The 17,367-nt window shown below is 73.1% G+C and carries 15 protein-coding genes; 7 read left to right on the forward strand and 8 right to left on the reverse strand.

Annotation, left to right across the window (positions count from 1 at the left end):
- Window positions 1-13 precede the first annotated feature (13 nt).
- Complete coding sequence (locus ABD981_RS07050; RefSeq protein ID WP_046908036.1) at window positions 14-1,081, reverse strand: LacI family DNA-binding transcriptional regulator; 1,068 nt, start codon at window positions 1,079-1,081, stop codon at window positions 14-16.
- 262 nt (window positions 1,082-1,343) lie between these two features.
- Here ABD981_RS07050 and ABD981_RS07055 point away from each other — a divergent pair, with 262 nt between their 5' ends.
- Window positions 1,344-3,620: an RICIN domain-containing protein gene (locus ABD981_RS07055; RefSeq protein WP_046908037.1), complete on the forward strand. Its 2,277-nt coding sequence runs from the start codon at window positions 1,344-1,346 to the stop codon at window positions 3,618-3,620.
- 170 nt (window positions 3,621-3,790) lie between these two features.
- Window positions 3,791-5,056, forward strand: coding sequence for an NAD(P)/FAD-dependent oxidoreductase (locus ABD981_RS07060; RefSeq protein WP_046908038.1), 1,266 nt, complete (start codon window positions 3,791-3,793; stop codon window positions 5,054-5,056).
- 151 nt (window positions 5,057-5,207) lie between these two features.
- Here the strand turns inward: ABD981_RS07060 and ABD981_RS07065 are convergent, their stop codons facing one another.
- The 6 genes from ABD981_RS07065 to ABD981_RS07090 form a co-directional block, all read right to left on the reverse strand.
- Window positions 5,208-6,758 carry a flotillin family protein gene (locus ABD981_RS07065; RefSeq protein WP_046908039.1) on the reverse strand — a complete coding sequence of 517 codons (1,551 nt, stop codon included), beginning with the start codon at window positions 6,756-6,758 and terminating at the stop codon, window positions 5,208-5,210.
- A 110-nt stretch (window positions 6,759-6,868) separates the two neighbouring features.
- Window positions 6,869-7,384 carry a hypothetical protein gene (locus tag ABD981_RS07070; RefSeq protein WP_046908040.1) on the reverse strand — a complete coding sequence of 172 codons (516 nt, stop codon included), beginning with the start codon at window positions 7,382-7,384 and terminating at the stop codon, window positions 6,869-6,871.
- Window positions 7,385-7,510: 126 nt separating this feature from the next.
- On the reverse strand, window positions 7,511-8,584 hold the full coding sequence (locus tag ABD981_RS07075) for a PucR family transcriptional regulator (protein WP_046908041.1): 1,074 nt from the start codon (window positions 8,582-8,584) through the stop codon (window positions 7,511-7,513).
- A gap of 136 nt (window positions 8,585-8,720) precedes the next feature.
- Entirely contained in the window at window positions 8,721-8,930 is a 210-nt protein-coding gene (locus tag ABD981_RS07080; protein WP_046908042.1) for a twin-arginine translocase TatA/TatE family subunit, read from the reverse strand.
- 31 nt (window positions 8,931-8,961) lie between these two features.
- A complete protein-coding gene (locus ABD981_RS07085) occupies window positions 8,962-9,537 on the reverse strand; it encodes a TerD family protein (RefSeq protein WP_046908043.1) in 576 nt (191 codons plus the stop codon).
- 191 nt (window positions 9,538-9,728) lie between these two features.
- On the reverse strand, window positions 9,729-10,742 hold the full coding sequence (locus tag ABD981_RS07090; RefSeq protein ID WP_046908044.1) for a sporulation protein: 1,014 nt from the start codon (window positions 10,740-10,742) through the stop codon (window positions 9,729-9,731).
- Between the two features lie 476 nt (window positions 10,743-11,218).
- Here ABD981_RS07090 and ABD981_RS07095 point away from each other — a divergent pair, with 476 nt between their 5' ends.
- The 5 genes from ABD981_RS07095 to ABD981_RS07115 all read left to right on the forward strand — a co-directional run bounded on the left by ABD981_RS07095 (window position 11,219) and on the right by ABD981_RS07115 (window position 16,087).
- Window positions 11,219-12,535, forward strand: a complete 1,317-nt coding sequence (locus ABD981_RS07095; RefSeq protein ID WP_046908101.1) for a hemolysin family protein — start codon at window positions 11,219-11,221, stop codon at window positions 12,533-12,535.
- Complete coding sequence (locus tag ABD981_RS07100) at window positions 12,532-13,551, forward strand: hemolysin family protein (protein ID WP_046908045.1); 1,020 nt, start codon at window positions 12,532-12,534, stop codon at window positions 13,549-13,551. Before ABD981_RS07095 ends, ABD981_RS07100 begins: the two co-directional genes overlap by 4 nt.
- Window positions 13,552-13,720: 169 nt before the next feature.
- A complete protein-coding gene (locus tag ABD981_RS07105) occupies window positions 13,721-14,080 on the forward strand; it encodes an ArsR/SmtB family transcription factor (protein ID WP_046908046.1) in 360 nt (119 codons plus the stop codon).
- Between the two features lie 98 nt (window positions 14,081-14,178).
- Entirely contained in the window at window positions 14,179-15,540 is a 1,362-nt protein-coding gene (locus tag ABD981_RS07110) for an MFS transporter (RefSeq protein ID WP_046908047.1), read from the forward strand.
- 109 nt (window positions 15,541-15,649) lie between these two features.
- A complete protein-coding gene (locus ABD981_RS07115; RefSeq protein ID WP_046908048.1) occupies window positions 15,650-16,087 on the forward strand; it encodes an NUDIX hydrolase in 438 nt (145 codons plus the stop codon).
- A 70-nt stretch (window positions 16,088-16,157) separates the two neighbouring features.
- On the opposite strand, the gene ABD981_RS07120 is transcribed toward ABD981_RS07115, so the two are convergent.
- Complete coding sequence (locus ABD981_RS07120) at window positions 16,158-17,285, reverse strand: magnesium and cobalt transport protein CorA (RefSeq protein WP_046908049.1); 1,128 nt, start codon at window positions 17,283-17,285, stop codon at window positions 16,158-16,160.
- Window positions 17,286-17,367: the final 82 nt, after the last annotated feature.

Here is a 17,367-nt window from a genome sequence, read left to right on the forward strand (position 1 = left end):
GTGCTCCCGGTGGTCATGAGGCTCCTTCGGGTGCGCCGGACACGGCACGCGGCCGTCCGGGCGGTGGTGCCGTGCTCGCCCGGACGACGAGACGGGGTTCGATGGAACGGGGGTCGGGGAGGGGGCCGGGGGCCGCGATGCGGCGCAGCAGGTGCGCGACCGCCTGGGCGCCGATCTCCTCGAAGGGCTGCGCGACGGTGGTCAGGGACGGCGAGCAGTACTCGGCGAGCTCGATGTCGTCGAAGCCGATGACGGAGACGTCGCCGGGCACGCTCCGGCCCGCCTCGTGGAGGGCGCGGACCACGCCGAAGGCCATCTCGTCGCTGGCCACGAACACGGCCGTGACGTCGGGGATCCGGGCGAGCACCAGGCCGTTGCGGTACCCCGAGGCGGGGGTCCAGTCCCCTTCGAGCGGCGGCGGTGCGGAGCGCCCCGCGGCCTCCAGGGCGGACCGCCAGCCGTCCCGGCGCAGCCCCGCCTCCAGCCACTCGGCCGGTCCCGCGATGTGCCAGACGGTCTCGTGCCCGAGGTCCAGCAGGTGCTGGGTGGCCATGCGCGCGGCCTCGGCCTGGTCCAGGGCGACGACCGCGGTGGCGTCGGTGCGCGAGCCGTCGGTGGTGATGGTGGGGGTGGTGCGGGTGAGCTGCTCGATCCTGGGGCTGCCGTGGATCAGCGGCACCGACAGGATGATCCCCTCGACGCCCTGCTCGGTCAGCCGGGACAGCGCGTTCTCGATGGCGAAGGTGTCGAGCGAGGTCGTGGTGGCGGTGCTGACGGCGTAACCGGCCGCGTGGGCCGCGTTCTCGATGCCGCTCGTGACGGCCGCCCGGGAGTAGAAGTTGGTCTGCAGCGTCACGACCCCGAGGGTGCGGCTGCGTCCCGAGGAGAGCGCCCGGGCGGCGTTGTTGCGCCGGTAGCCGAGCTGCTCGACGGCGGCCAGGACCTTCGCCCGGGTCTTCTCCTGCACATGGGGGTGGCCGGCCAGCGCGCGCGAGACCGTCTGCGCCGAGACCCCGGCCACCCGGGCGACGTCCGCCATCCCCGGTTGGCGCGCGCCCTCGGCCGTGCTCCGCCTGCCCATCGTTCCCTCCCCGCCGTCGTCGCCGATCGTAGCGCCCCCGCGGTTTCCCCCAGCGGCCGCGCGAGAGGGGGACGCCAATCCTGCGCAACGGTTGGCAGCGATAACAGTCTCTGCCATAGTTTCGGCCATCGCCGGGAGCAGTAAAAGCCCTTCATCGCAGTGTTGTTGAGGGCGAGCAGGGTATTTGGCATCGATAACATCCCGGCTTCAGCACCACGAGTCGCGTCACCGTCCTGACCTCCCCCCCACCCCAGGAGTACTCGTGAAAGCTCCGCGCAGCAGACTGGTGAGCGTGCTCGCCGCGGCGGCTCTGGCCGTCACCGCCGGCGGCTCGCTCGCGGCCCCGTCCGCCTCGGCGGTCCCCCCGGCCCCGTCGCCCGCCTCGGCCGCGTCGTCCCCCGTGGCCGCGGCCACGTACACCGTCACCGTCGGCGCGAAGGGCTCGTGGACCCGTCCGGACGACACCCCGGCGAGCCCGTACCTCGACAAGGACGGCAGCTTCTACTACCAGCAGGCGCACGCGCTCTACGGCGCGAACGAGGGCCGCAGCTGGACCTTCTACACGGGCACGAACTTCGACACCGCCAACCGCTCGGGGACGATCAGCGACGCGGTCAACCCCGCCAACGCCAACGACAAGAACAACGACACCACCTGGCGCTGCAACAACAGCCCCACCGGCGTGGAGTCCACCCCGGCCCCCACCACCGGCAGCTACGCCCACCGCAACTACTGCGACCTCACCGGCCTGTGGGTCGACCCCGACACCGGCGACTGGTACGGGCTGGTGCACAACGAGTTCACCCCGCAGCCCTTCGGCGACGGCATCCACTACGACGGCATCGACTACGCCGTCTCCAAGGACCAGGGGAAGACCTGGGCGATCAAGGCCCACGTCATCACCTCGCCGTACAGCACCAAGCGCGGCGACACCGCGGCCTTCCCGCAGCAGACCTACCACTACGGCACCGGCGACCCGCGGCTCTTCGTCGACACCGCCTCCGGCTACTTCTACGCCTTCTACGGCTCCCGGATCGTGAACAAGGGGGGTGGCTGGGCGGCCTTCTACGGGCACGTCGCCCGCGCCCCCATCTCCGGCAAGATGGCCCCCGGATCCTGGAAGAAGTGGTACGACGGGACCTGGACCGAGCCCGGCACCGGAGGCCGTGAAAGCACCATGGTCCCCGTCGGTTCCGGCAGCACCACCGGCTACACCCCGGCGGCCAAGGAGTACGACCCGGCCAACAGCGGCTCCGTGAGCCAGCAGGTCGCCGCCGGGCTGACTCCGCCGACCTCCCCGCTGTTCGTCATGGACATCACCTACAACGCGTACCTCGGGCTCTACATCGGCGAGCCGCAGGCCGTCGACCAGAGCGGCAACGCCCCGCAGGAGCTCTACGCCACCGACGACCTGACCACCCAGAAGTGGTTCAGGCTCGGCGACACCGGCAGCTACAAGAACGCCTCCTGGTACCGCTGGTTCCTCGACAGCGGCAACAGGACGGGCTCCGGCATCGTCGGCAAGGACTTCCGCTCCTACTGCTCCTTCGGCTGCTCCGGCGGCAGCAGCAGCGAGTACGTCAACCTGAGCATCGGTACGAGCGCCCCCGCCGCCCCCGTCGACACCACCAGGACGTACCGGATCGGCAGCGCCGCCGGGCGGGTCCTCGCCCAGGTCTCCGGCGGCTCCGCCACCACCTCCGAGGCCGCCGCCACCGGCTCGGCGCTCGAGTCGTGGAGCTTCACCGCGAAGGGCGACGGCTCCTACCGGATCGCCAACGCCTCCACCGGGCAGCTGCTCGGCGTCGCCGCCACCGGCCCGACGACCCGCGCCTGGGGCACGAAGCCCACCGTCACCCCGGCCGGGACCGGCGGCTCCACCGTCGGCCAGGAGTGGTTCGTCATCCGCGGCGCCTCCGCCGCCGACAACGCGCCCACCGGCACGTACAAGCTGGTCAACCGCTACAGCGGGCTCGTCCTCGGCCTGTCCGCCGCGGCCGACCGGCCCGCCGAGACCACGCCCGTCCGGGCCTGGACCGACACCACCGGCAGCACGGTCGGCGGCGGCCGCACGGCCGGCGAGCAGACCCTCACGCTCACCCCGACCGGCGAGGCCCCGGGCGGCGGCTCGCTCGACGGGGTCCACACCCTGACCACCGGCGGCAAGGCCCTCGACGACCCCGACAGCAGCACCGCCAACGGCACCCAGCTCGTCACCTGGACCGCGAACGGCGGCGCCAACCAGAAGTGGACCTTCACCCGCCAGGCCGACGGGGGCTACGAGCTGAGGAACGTCCACTCCGGCAAGTGCGCCGACGTCGAGAACAGCGGGGCGGGCGCGGGCGCCAAGGTCATCCAGTGGACCTGCCACGGCGGGGCCAACCAGCGGTGGAACGCCACCCGCCTGGCGAACGGCGCGTACACGCTCGCCTCGGCCGGCAGCGGCCTGCTCCTGACCACGGCGTCCGCGGCGGACGGCTCGGCGGTCACGCAGCAGGCGGACACGGGGAGTTCCCGGCAGCAGTGGACGATCGGCTGAGCCCCGCGGGGCGCTCGTGAGGCCCTGCCCGCGGCGGGTACGGCCTGAACTGATCACCCGTCACACCCGCCCCGCCTCCCTATAGTTTGGGCATGTGCCTGACAGTCGTGGGCCATGGCGTCACGCCGTGGCCCACGCGCGGCACCCACCCCGAAGGGAGCGATCAGCGCATGACCAGCCCTGAGAACGCGGGACCCGAGTACGACGTCGTCATCAGCGGCGCCAGCCTCGCCGGCAGCGCCGCCGCGATCCTGCTCGCCCGCCGCGGTGTCCGCGTCGCCCTGCTGGAACGCCACGCGGACCCCGAAGCGTACAAAGTGCTCTGCACCCACTCCATCACCGCCAACGCCTACCCGGTGTTCGACGAACTCGGCCTCGTACCCGCCCTGGAGAAGGCCGGGGCCGTCCGCAACGAGGCCCGCTGGTACACCCGTTGGGGATGGATCGAGCCGAGGGCCGCGCCGGGCGGACCCGAGCTCCCGTACGCCTACAACGTCCGGCGCAGCGTCCTCGACCCGATGATCCGGGCCCGCGCCGCCGAGACCCCCGGCGTCGACCTGCTCCTCGGACACCGGGTGACCGCTCTGGTCGCGGAGGGCGGGCGCACCGCGGGGGTGCGCGCGTCGACCGCCGACGGCGAGCGCGAGATCCGGGCCCGCCTGGTGATCGGCGCCGACGGCAAGGACTCGGCCGTCGCGAAGCTCGCCGGCATACCCGCCCGGCGGCACGAGAACGGCCGCTTCGGCTACCTCGCGCACTTCCGCAACCTCCCCCTGGAGCGCGGGGTGGGCCAGACCTGGTTCCTGGAACCCGACATGGCCTACGCCTTCCCGAACGACGACGGGGTGACCGTCCTCGCCGTCCTCCCGGACAAGAAGCACCTGCCGGCCTTCCGGGAGGACCTGGAGGGCAGCTTCCTCTCCTTCGTCCGCGGCCTGCCCGAGGCGCCGCCCGTCGACTCCGCGGAACGCGTCTCGAAGATCATCGGGACGGTCGACTACCCCCTGCAGACCCGCAGGCCCACCGCGCCCGGCATCGCGCTCGTCGGCGACGCCGCCCTGACCGGCGACCCCCTGTGGGGAGTGGGCTGCGGCTGGGCCCTCCAGTCCGCGCGCTGGCTCGCCGAGGCCGTCGCCCCGGCCGCGGCGGGCCGGGGCGACCTCGACGCGTCCCTGGCGGCCTACGCCCGGGGACACCGGCGCCGGCTGCGCGGCCACCAGCAACTGGCCGTCGACTTCGCCGGCTCCCGGCCGTTCAACCCCGTCGAGCGGCTGGTCTTCTCGGCGGCGGCGCGCGACGAGGCGATGGCCCGGCACATGTACCTGTTCGCCTCCCGCCTCATCGGCCCGCTGGGCTTCCTGAACCCGGTCGCCGTGGCGAAGGCCGCCGCGATCAACCTCAGGCACCGGAAGGCCGCGGCGCGCGCGGCGGGCTGAGCGGCGGAGCCCGCCTCACCGGGCCCGGGCGACCGCCTGGCCGCCGCACGCCCCTCCGGTCTCGTCCGGCCCGCCGAGGACGCGCCCCGGCAGCCCGCGGGGGCGCCCCCGCGGGCTGCGGATGCGCCCCCGTCCGGTCACACCGAACCGGCTAGTCGGTGATCTCGATGACCCCGTCGGCGGCGGGCGCCGTCGCCACCCCGGCCGCCGCTCCCGTCCCCTGCCCCGGCACGGTCCGCTTCTGCGCGAGGCCCTGGAGCATCGAGGCGAGGTCCACGCCCGTGGTGGCGGAGAGCAGCTCCATGCCCTGGGCGACGTTGTCCGTGACGGTACGGGCCAGCCGGCCGGCGCCGTCGGTGGAGATGACGGTCATCTTGTCCACGGCGGCCAGTGGCTCGGCCGCCTTCGCGACGATCTGCGGCAGCGCCTCGACCAGCATCTGGAGCATGGCCGCGTCCCCGTACCGGTCGTACGCCTCCGCCTGCTTCTGCATGGCCTCGGCCTGGGCCGCGCCCTTCGCCGCGATGGCGGCTGCCTCCGCGTCGCCCTCCAGGCGGACGGCGTCGGCGATGGCGGCACGCCGGGCGCGCTCGGCCTCACCGCGCTTGGCACCCTCGATGGCCTCGGCCTCGGCCAGGGCCTGGCGGCGCTGCTTCTCGCCCTCACCGGTCAGGCGGGACCGCTCGGCCTCCGCCTCGGCGGCCGCGATCGCGGCCAGGCGCTCGGCCTCGGCCTGCTTGACCCGGGCCACCCGCTGCGCCTCGGCCTGCTGCTCCGCCTCGTACCGCTTGGCGTCGGCGGGCTTGCGGACCTGGGTGTCGAGCTGCCGGTCCGTCAGGGCGGCCTGGCGCTCCGCGACCTTCTCCTGCTCGGTCAGGATCTGCTGCTGCCGGTCCGCCTCGGCCAGCGGGCCGGCGGCGGCGGCCTGGGCGGCGGCCGCGTCGGTCTCGGCCTTGATCTCCGCCTGGCGCAGGTACAGCGTGCGCTGGGCGACCGCGATCTCCTCCTCGGCCTTCAGCCGGGCCTGCTCGGCGGCCCGGCGGGCGCTCGCCTCGGCGATGTCGGCCTCCTGCTTGGCGCGGGCGGCCTCCGGGCGGCCGAGGTCCTCCAGGTAGGAGCCCTCGGTGGTGATGTCCTGGATCTGGAAGGCGTCGAGCACCAGGCCCTGCCCCGACAGGCTCGCCTCCGCCTCCTCGGCGACCTGCCCGGCGAACGCGGCCCGGTCGCGGATGATGTCCTCGACCGACATCCGGCCCACGATCGAGCGCAGCGCGCCGGAGAGCACCTCCTGCGTGAAGCCGACGATGCCGTCCTGCTGCATCAGGAAACGCTGGGCGGCGGCGCGGATGGAGTCCTCGGTGCCGCCGACCTTGACGATGGCGACCCCGTCCAGGTTGGCCTTCACGCCCCGCAGGGTGACGGCGCCGCGGACGGCGACGGGGATGTGCCGGCTGGACAGGTCGAGGCTGAACTTCTGCTGCACGAACGGGATGACGAAGACGCCGCCGCCGACCACGACCTTCTGGCCGCTGTTGTCGGTGAAGACCTGCCCGGTGGCCGGGTCGGTGGACCGCTTGCCGCGGCGGCCCGTGACGATGAACGCCTCACTGGGCCCGGCGACCTTGTACCGGGTGATGACGACGAGACCGAGCAGCACGAGCAGGACGACGATGCCCACGACGGCCAGGAGGACAGGGCTCATGAAGAGACCCCCTTCGATGGAACGGAACAGAACAAGCTGAGAAGGCGGGGGAGGGGCGTGGGTGAGGCGTGGGTGAGGCGTGGGAGGGCCGGGGAGGCGTGCCTCCGCGGTCAGCGTTCGACCGGGCGGACGGCGACGGACGTCGGCGAGAGCACGTCCTCGACCCAGACCTCGGCGCCGCGGGCGACGGGCGCGTCGGCCCTCGCGGCGTACTTCACCGGCTGACCGGCGAGCCGGAGCAGCACCTCGCCGTAGCCGCCGGCGGGGATCGCGGTGACGACGGAGCCGGAACTTCCGGTGAGGTCCTCGCCCTTCGGCGCGGACGCGGCGCCGTCGCGCATCAGCGCGCGGCTGAACCGGCCCGTCAGCCAGGCCACGAGGAGCCCGGCGACCGCCCCCGCGCCGGTGGCGCCGGCCGCCCCCGCACCGGTGGTGCCGAGCACGATCGCCCCCGTGAACCCGAGCGCCGACACGAACCCGGCGACCGCCGGCAACGACAGGAGCCCGTCGAGCCCGCCACCGAGTCCGCCGAGTCCGTCGAGGAGCCCTTCCAGGACTCCGTCGAGGAGCAGGCTCAGCGCGAGCAGCACCAGACCGGCGATGCCGAGACCGAGAAACCATGCCATGCCCCTGCTCCCCTCGGCCGCGGTGTGCTGTCTGCCGTTATGGGGAATCGTTTCATCGGAGGGGGTCGGGTTTCACTGCCGGACTCCGGCAATCTTTACGCGTTCTTGATGCCGCAGGCGCTCATCTCACAGCTCCCGCTCCGGCCAGCCGAGGAGCCGGGAACCGATGACGGCGGTCTGGAGGGTGTAGCGCTGGGTCGGGTCGGCGGGGTCGGCCCCGGTCAGCCGGTGGATGCGGTCGAGCCGGTACGTGACGGCGCGCACGCTCAGCGAGAGCCGGCGGGCCGCCTCGGTGGTGACGCAGCCGCTGTCGAAGTAGGCGGTCAGGGTGTCGAGGAGCGGCCGGGCGCCGCCCCGCGCCTGCCGGATCGGGCCGAGCACGGTGCCGACGAGGTCGGCCATGGCCTGCCGGTCGCGCGTGAGGACGGGGTAGACGAGGAGGTCGGCGGCGTAGAGGACCGGTCCGTCCAGGTCCATGCGGTCCGCCAGGTCGAGGGCGTTGAGCGCTTCCTCGTACGAGTGGACGACGCCTCCGGCGCCCGGGTGGGAGCGGCCGATGGCCACGCGGCCGCCGTCGGTCGCGGCGTACGCCTGTTTGGCGAAGTGGGTGAGCACGTCGGGCTCGTCGGCGGGCGCGACGCAGATCAGCCGTCCGTCCTTGGTGGTCAGAAGGATGCGGCGGTCGCCGAACCGGGCGAGCAGCGAGGCCTCCACGGCCCGGGAGACGGGGAAGCCGTCGGCGTACGGCTCCGGACCCTGGGCGACGGCCACCGCGTGCGCGCCCGACAGCAGCAGCCCGAAGCGCTCGGCCCGCTCGGCGAGCCGGCCGAGGTCGCTGCGCCCGTACAGCAGGTCGTCGACGAACTCCCGCCGCGCGGCCTCCTCCTGCCGTACGGCCAGGGTCTGGGCCCGCTCGTGTCCTTCCGCGAACGCGTCGACCGCCTGCTCGACGGCCGCCAGCAGCCGGTCGTCCTCGGCCCGCGCCCCGCTCGGCCGCGCCCGCCGCGCCGCGGAGAGATGGGCCCGCACGAGGAGCCGCAGTCCTATCCCGGCCTCCGCGGCCCGCTCGCCACGGGACCGCAGCCCCGCCAGCTCCTCGCGGGTCAGCCGCCGGCCCGTGGCACAGACCGAGGCCAGCACCTCGTCGTACCCGTCCAGATACGGCTCCAGGTACTCCTCGACCGGCACCTTCTCCGCCATGACCTCTCCCGTGACCCCGTCCGCGTCCTCGAAGCATTCCTGACGCGTTCCCGACGCGTTCCTGGCACGCGGTGACCAAGGGTGGCACGCCGCCGCCCGGCACCCGCCGAGGGGTGCCGGGCGGCGGGGGTGGGTGCTAGCGCGCCGTACCGTCCTCGTGGGGCGTGGGTCTGACCTGGTAGGTGGCCTGGGGCTCCGGTCCCCCCTCGGCCTTCATGGCCCGGGCCTCGCTCTTGAGGATGCGGGCCGACTTGCCCGCGCTGCGGGCGAGTTCGGGCAGCTTCTTGGCGCCGAGGACCAGGATGAGGACGATGAGGACGATCGCTATCTCGCCGATACCGAACACGGTGGGCGCTCCCTCGGTGTCGTAGGACCGGTCAGACGTTCACGCCGAAGTCGGCGGCGATGCCGGCGAGTCCGGAGGCGTACCCCTGGCCGACGGCCCGGAACTTCCAGTCCCCGCCGTGGCGGTAGAGCTCGCCGAAGATCATCGCGGTCTCGGTGGCGGCGTCCTCGGACAGGTCGTAGCGCGCGAGCTCGACGCCGTCGGCCTGGTTGACGACGCGTATGAAGGCGTTGCGGACCTGGCCGAAGCTCTGCCCGCGGTTGTCGGCGTCGTGGATGGACACGGGGAAGACGATCCGGGCGACCTCGCCCGGGACGGCGGCGAGGTTCACCTTGACGCTCTCGTCGTCCCCGTCGCCCTCGCCGGTGAGGTTGTCGCCGGTGTGCTCGACCGAACCGTCCGGGCTGGTGAGGTTGTTGTAGAACACGAAGTGCCGGTCGGAGACGACCTTGCCGGTGTCGCCGAGGAGCAGGGCGCTGGCGTCGAGGTCGTACGCGGCCCCGGTGGTGGTGCGCACGTCCCAGCCGAGTCCGACGACGACGGCGGTCAGCCCCGGCGCCTCCTTGCTCAGCGAGACGTTGCCGCCCTTGGCCAGACTCACACCCATGCCGATTCCTCTCCTCGTCTGCCGTACGCCGACAATCTACAGTGATGTAGAAGCGTCCGGTAGCCGGTGCCGTCCCCCGACGGTCCCGGGGACACCACCGCCGCGTCAACGGCACGGTCTGTCCTCCAGGGATGATCGAGCCCCTCGAACTCGTCCTCCTCGACCGCGACGGCGTGCCCGTCCGAGGGGGCTCAGCCCTCGTCGCCCTCCTCCTCGTCGTCACCCTCGAAGAAGTCCCCGACCTCGTCGACGACTTCGGCGGCCACCATGCCGCCCACCACGCCGACCGCCAGGCCCGCCGCGCCGGCGGCGACGGCCGTGCCCAGGCCGGGGCCGGAGCGGCGGCCGTGCTCGTGGTCGGGGGCGTGGTGCTCGCCGTAGTGGCCGCCGTCCTGCCCGTACCCGGCGGGTGCGCCGTGGCTTCCGTGGTGCCCGCGGGCGTCGACGAGCCGGCGGATCCAGGAGTCGACCTCCGCGGTCCAGTCGGTGTGGTCGACCTGGTCGTGGGTGACGGTGAAGCGCGTGAGCGCGTCGTGCCCGGCGGAGAACGGGCCGCCGCGCCTGTCCGCCTCCAGCACGATCTCGACCGCGCCGGGCCCCGCCAGGAAGGTCACCTCGATCTCGTCGACCCGGTGCGCGTACTGCGGGGCCGGCGTCAGTTCCAGCTCCTGGTAGAAGGGCAGCTGCTGGCCGGTGCCGTGGATCCGGCCGTACTCCAGGTCCGCGGACCTGAAGCCGAAGCCGAGCCGGCCGAGCGCTTCGAGGACGGACTCCTGGGCCGGCAGCGGCCGGACCGCGAGCGGGTCGATGTCGCCCTTGTCCTTCGCGCCCGCCACGCCGAGTTCGGTCCGCACGCCGAGGGTGATGCCCAGCGCCTGGCCGTACAGCTCGGTGAGGGGTGTCTCCCACGGGATCGGGAAGGAGAACGGGACGCTGTGTCGTTCGCCCTCCGCGAGCCGGAGGTTCCCGCCGGCGACGAACCGGTGGAAGGCCACCACGCCCTCCGACTCGCCGTCCTCGTGCTCGGCCTCGACGCGGGCCACGAGCTCCAGGGTGATGTGCTCGACGGTGAAGTCGGCGTTGCCGCCCGTGAGGTGGACGTGCCCGCTGAGCGTGCCGCCCGGCGTGACCGCGCCCGGATCGAGCACGGTGTCCACGGTCGGGCCACCGATGCCGAGAGAGCCGAGCAGTCGCTTGAACACCATCGTGGCGTCCACTCCTTCATGTGCGCGGGTGATTCACGAACGGTCGAGGAGCGGCAAGCCACTTCCTCTACATGGCTGTAGAGGATAGGGGGCGGGGGGTGCCTCGCACGCGCCTGGCGCGGGCAGGGTCCGAGAACGGCCGAAAAGAGCCGTGCGCGGACCCCCGTCCGGCGGCGACGGCTGTCGGCGGGCGCGGCACCCGTTCCTTTACAGTGGGTGTAGAAGTGAGGGGTCTTCACCCCCGCTCACCCCGCTCATCCCCCGATTCGGACGAGGACGAGAAGGAGCCACGGGCCCGCGATGGAGCCTCCGAGCACCGGCCGAGCCGAGCTCCGCCCGCCGCTTCCTCACGCGCGGCCGCGGCCCGCCGGCCCACCTCGTCGAGGTCGGCCGCTCACCCGTCCGGTCCTGTCCGCAAGGAGCCGCTTCTTGTCCGCCAGACCGACGTGCACCGACGCCTCGAAGGGGTGCGGTCGATGAACGCCGCTCTCGGCCTGCTGGCCGTGCTCGTCCTGACCGCCGGCACCGGCTACTTCGTGGCCCAGGAGTTCGCCTACGTCGCCGCCGACCGCCTCGCGCTCGCCCGGGAGGCCGCCGCCGGGGACCGGCGGGCCGCCCGCGCGCTGAAGGTGCTCGAACGCCTCTCCTTCATGCTCTCCGGCGCCCAGCTGGGCATCACCGTCACCGGCCTGGTCGTCGGCTTCCTCGCCGAGCCCTCCGTGTCCGCGCTGCTCAAGCCCCTCCTGGACGGCACCGGGCTGTCCGAGGGTGCCGTGTCGGCGATCTCCGTCGTCCTCGCCTTCGTGATCGCCACCGTCCTCCAGATGGTGCTCGGCGAACTCGCCCCGAAAAACCTGGCGCTGGCGGTGCCCGAGCGGCTCGCCAAGTCGCTGGCCCCCTCCACGCTGGTCTACCTCAAGGTCGTCGGCCCGGTCGTCCACGTCTTCGACGGCGCCGCGAACCGGCTGCTGCGCAAGGTCGGCATCGAACCGGTCGAGGAGCTGCACCACGGCGCCACCCTCGAAGAGCTGAGCCACCTCATCGGCGAGTCCCACGAGCAGGGCGAGCTGCCGCCGGACACCGCCGAGCTGCTCGACCACGCCCTGGAGTTCTCGGATCGGACCATGGACGAGGTGATGGTCCCGCGGGCCGACGCCGTCTTCGTCCGCAAGGACGCCACGCTCACCGAGGCCGTCGAGCTGATCGCACGGCACGGCCACTCCAGCTACCCGGTGCTCGGCGACCACCCCGACGACATCGTCGGCGTCCTCGGCGTCCGCGACCTCGTCCGGCTGCCCACCGACCGCTTCCGGGACCTGACGGCAGGGGAGTCGGCCCGGGACCCGCTCCTCCTGCCCGACACGCTGCCGCTGCCCCGGGCCGTGGCGCAGATGCGCGAGCGCGGCGACGAGTTCGCCGTGGTCCTGGACGAGCACGGCGGCGTCGCCGGGATCGTCACGTACGAGGACATCGCCGAGGAGCTCGTCGGCGACATCGCCGACGAGACCGACACCGTCGTCGAGTCCGCCGTTCCCGACGGGGCGGGCTGGCGCGTCGACGCCGGGCGCCGGCTCGACGAGATCGAGGAGGCCACCGGCATCGCCCTGCCGGAGGACGACGACTACGACACGGTGGCCGGCCTGGTCATCGACCGCCTCGGCAGGTTCCCGACCATCGGCGACGACCTGACCGTCGACGGCGTCCGGATCGAGGTACTGAGCCTGGACCGGCACGTTCCCGAACGCGTCCGCATCGAACGGATCGGACCCGAGGCCGAGGAGGCCCAGGCATGAGCTTCCCCATGGCCCTGTTCGTCACCGTCCTGCTGCTGATCGGCAGCGGCTTCTTCGTCGCCGCCGAGTTCGCGCTCGTCGCCGCCAAGCGGCACCGCATCGAGAAGGCCGTCGCCGACGGGCAGCGCGGCGCCAAGGCCGCCCTCGCCGGGATGCGCGAACTGTCCCTGATGCTCGCGGGCGCCCAGCTCGGCATCACCGTCTGCACCCTGGGCCTCGGCTCGATCTCCAAGCCCGCGATCTCGCACCGCCTCGACCCGCTCCTCGTCGACCTCGGACTGCCCACCGGGCTCAGCTACGGCATCGCCTTCGCCGTCGCCATGATCATCGTGGTCTTCCTCCACATGGTCGTCGGCGAGATGGCCCCCAAGTCCTGGGCCATCGCCCACCCGGAGCGCTCCGCGATGCTGCTCACGCCGGCCTTCCGGGCCGTCGTCAAGGCCGTGCGCCCGCTGCTGTGGCTGCTCAACCGGGTCAGCAACGCGCTGGTCCGCCTCTGCCGGGTGCAGCCCCGCGACGAACTGGCCGCCGTCCACAACCGCGAACAGCTCACCCACCTCGTCGCGGAGTCCGAGCGCCTGGGCCTGATCGACAAGACGGACTCCCAGCTCATCACCCGTTCCCTCACCGAGCCCAGGACCCCGGTCGCCGAACTCCAGGTCCCGGCCGCCGACATCATCGCCGTCCCCGCCGACGCGGACCTGGGGGCGATCCTGGAACGCGCGGCGGACGCCGGCGTGTCCCGCCTGCTGGTGCGCGACGGGGTGGACGTCCTCGGCTCGGTCCACGCCCGCGACGCCCTCGTCGCCGTGACCCGCGGCAAGCGGATCACGGCCCGCGACCTGGTCCGCCCGGTGCCCGAGCTCGCCGCGGAGACGACGGTGTCCGAGGCCATCGAAGCCCTCCGCCGGCGCCGCTCGTCGCTCGCCGTCGTACGGGACGCGGACGGCGGGCTCACGGGCCTGGTGAGCCTCGACGACCTGCTGGTCCGCCTCATGGGGCCGCAGGCCGTGTGAGCCCCGCGGCCGGAGCGGGGCGCCTCCCTCGTTCCGGCCGCCGCGCGTACGGGGCGGGGCCCTCCCTCGTTCCGGCCGCCGCGCGTACGCGGCGGGGCCCTCGCGCGGTGCCGGAGCCGGGCGTTCGCGGCGGCTCCGTCCGTCCGCCGGTTGTGCCTACGATGCCCGCATGCCCTCACGCGACACGTCCCCAGGTGCAGGCCCCTCGCATCAGCGCACGCCCGGCTCCCGCGAGCTGGCGGCGGCGGCCGGCGTCTTCGCGCTGCTCGCGGACCCCACCCGGCTCCACCTGGTGTGGCTGCTGGCGCGGGGCGAGTCGGACGTGAGCGCCCTCGCGGAGGCGGTCGACGCCGCCCGTCCCGCGGTGAGCCAGCACCTGGCCAAGTTGCGGCTCGGCGGACTCGTCGAGTCCCGGAAGGACGGCCGGAGAGTCGTCTACTCGCTGCCGGACGGGCACATGAGACGGCTGGTGGTGGAGGCGATCAGCCATGCCGACCACCAGGTGACGGGCGAGCCCTGGCACGACTGACCGCGCCCTCGCGGCGGCCATCAACAATTCAATAGGTGCGCACGTATGCACGCATCGGCTACGGTGGAGACTCCCGCAGCCGACCGAGGGATGCCCCGATGCCGTCCGTCCTGGGGAACCGCACCTACCGCCACCTGTTCGCCGCCCAGGTCGTCGCCCTCGTCGGCACCGGCCTTGCCACGGTGGCGCTGAGCCTGCTCGCGTACGACATCGCCGGGGGGAGCGCCTCCGCGGTCCTGGGCACGGCGCTGGCGGTCAAGATGGTCGCCTACGTCGGGATCGCACCCCTGATCGGCGCCTTCGCCGACCGCCTACCGCGCCGGGCCCTTCTCGTGTCCATGGACCTGGTCCGGGCCGGCGTCGCACTGGCCCTGCCGTTCGTGACCCAGGTGTGGCAGGTGTACGTCCTGATCCTCCTGCTCCAGGCCGCCTCCGCCTGCTTCACGCCCACCTTCCAGGCCACCCTCCCCGAGGTGCTGCCCGAAGAGCGGGACTACACCCGGGCGCTGTCGCTCTCCCGCCTCGCCTACGACCTGGAGAGCCTCTTCAGCCCCGCGCTCGCCGCGGCCCTGCTCTCGCTCGTCTCCTACCGCTGGCTCTTCACCGGCACCGCCGTCGGCTTCGCAGCCTCCGGCCTGCTGGTGGTGTCCGTCCTGCTGCCCGGGCCGCGGCCGGTGGAGCGCACGGGCGGCATCCACGCCAAGGCCGCCTTCGGCACCCGGCTCTTCCTCGCCACCCCGCGCCTGCGCGCCCTGCTCGCCCTCGACCTCGTGGTGGCCGCGGTCGGAGCCGTGGTCCTCGTCGACACCGTCGTCCTCGTCCGCGACACCCTCGGCCGCTCCGCCGGCGACGTCTCCCTCGCCCTCGGTGCGTACGGGGCCGGCTCCATGACCGTGGCGCTGCTGCTGCCCCGGGTGCTCGGCCGGCTCGGCGACCGGTCGCTGATGCTGCCGGCCGCCTTCGTCCTGACCGGCACCCTCGGTGTCCTCGCACTGGGCCTGGGGGCGGGCGGCCCCCGCGCCGGCTGGCCCTGGCCCGCGCTGCTCGCCGCCTGGACGATCATCGGGGCGGCGACGTCGGCGATCCTCACCCCGGGCGGGCGCCTCGTCCGGCGCTCGGCCTCCGACCCCGACCTGCCCGCGGCCTTCGCCGCCCGGTTCTCCCTCACCCACGCCTGCTGGCTGATCACCTACCCGCTGGCCGGCTGGCTCGCGGCGACGACCGGTCTCGCCGTCTCGGCGGGTGTGCTGATCGTGATCGCCCTCGTCGGCACGCTGGTGGCGGTACGGCTGTGGCCCCGCGAGGACCCGGCCGAACTGGAGCACGCCCACCCCGAACTGCCCCGCGACCACCCGCACCTCGCGGGCGTCGGGCAGACCCACAGCCACGACTTCCACATCGACGTCCTGCACCGGCGCTGGCCCGCCCGGGACGCGACGGACACCAGAACCGCGGCCTGAGGCCGTACACGGCGCCCGCCGGTCCGGGGGAGATGCCGACGGGTCCGGCTCCGGCCGGTCTCTCCTTCTCGAAGACTGGGACCGTCAACAAACAAGGAGACGAACCGAAATGATCGAACGAGTCCGCGCCGTCCTCGTCACCGCCGACGCCACGATGCTGGTCATCCGCCGTACCAGGCCCGGCATCCCCGAGTACTGGGTTCTGCCCGGCGGCGGCGTCGAGCCCGGTGACGAGTCCCGGGAGGCCGCCCTCCACCGCGAGATCCACGAGGAGATCGCGGGAAAGGCCGACATCATCCGCCTCCTCCACACGGTGGAGGCCGAGGACGAGCGCCAGCTCTTCTACCTCGCCCGCATCGCGACCTGGTCCTTCGACGACCGCACCGGCCCTGAGTTCAGCGCCGAGGGCCGCGGCGAGTATGCGCTGGAGGAGGTCCCGCTGACCGTGGAGGGGCTCGACGGCATCGACCTCAAGCCCGAGGAGATCGCCCACGTGCTGAGGGGAGCCGTCGACGCCGGAAGCCTGGGAGTCGAGGCGTCGCCCTGAGCCGGCACGGGGAGCCCGGAGACGACTCCTCGTGCTGCCCCGCCAGCCCGAACGAGCAGCGCCCCCTTCGCTACAGCCAGTCCTTCTTCTTGAACACCACGTACAGGCTCACGCACACCATCGCCATCAGCAGCACCGCGAACGGGTACCCGCCCGCCCAGTGCAGCTCCGGCATGTGGTCGAAGTTCATGCCGTAGATGGTGCCGACGAGGGTGGGGGCGAAGAGGATGGCGGCCCAGGCCGAGATCTTCTTGATCTCCTCGTTCTGCTCGAAGCCCGCCTCCGCCAGTGCGCGCATCTCCGCGTTCTGCTGCTGGGTGACCAGGGTCGCGTTGACCGTCAGGATCTCCGTCAGGGCCTGGCGGAAGCCGTCGACGCGTTCGCTGGTGTGCGTGACGTGGTCGGCCACGTCGCGGAGGTAGCGCTGGAGTTCCTCGTCCGTGCCGTACTTGGCGAAGCCGGCCATCAGGCCGTGGAGCATGCCCACCAGGGGGCGGGTGGCGCGCTGGAACTCGACCATCTCGCGGGAGAGTTCGTAGATGCGGCGGGACACCGCGGGGTCGCCGCCGAAGACCTCGGTCTCGATCTCGTCGATGTCGTTCTGGACGCCCGCCACCACCGGCGCGTAGCCGTCGACCACCGCGTCCAGGATCGCGTACAGCACCGCCTCCGGGCCGAGGGCCAGCAGGTCCGGGTCCTGCTCCATGCGGCGGCGCACCGCCGACAGGTCCGGGGCCGCGCCGTGGCGGACGGTGATGACGAAGTCGGGGCCGACGAAGACGTGGAGTTCGCCGAAGTCCACCTCCTCCTGCGCGTCCAGGTAGCGGGCGGCCCGCAGCACCACGAAGAGCGTGTCGCCGTACCGCTCCAGCTTCGGGCGCTGGTGGGCCTCCCTCGCGTCCTCGACGGCCAGTTCGTGCAGATCGAACTCGGCGGCCAGCGACTGGAGTTCCTTCTCCGTCGGGCGGTGCAGGCCGATCCAGGCCATGCCGTCGGGGTGCTCGCGCAGCTGCCGGAAGGTTTCCGCGAGGGTGGCCGGGGAGGAGACGCGGCGACCGTCGCGGTACAGGGTGGCCTGGACCACGCTCCGCCGCTGCTCCTCGGACGGCGAGGGGGACGGGGGCTCCGCGGTCGGCTGCGCTCCGGTCGGCTGCTCCGGCTGGCGGCGCCAGGCCGGGCGGGGGCGGCGGTCGGACATGTGCGTTCACCGGCCTCGGTTCGGTGTCCTTGCGACTCTTGCGATTCCTGCGATTCCTGCGATTCCTGCGATTCTTCGTGAT

This window comes from Streptomyces showdoensis (genome assembly GCF_039535475.1).
Taxonomy (GTDB): Bacteria; Actinomycetota; Actinomycetes; order Streptomycetales; family Streptomycetaceae; genus Streptomyces; species Streptomyces showdoensis.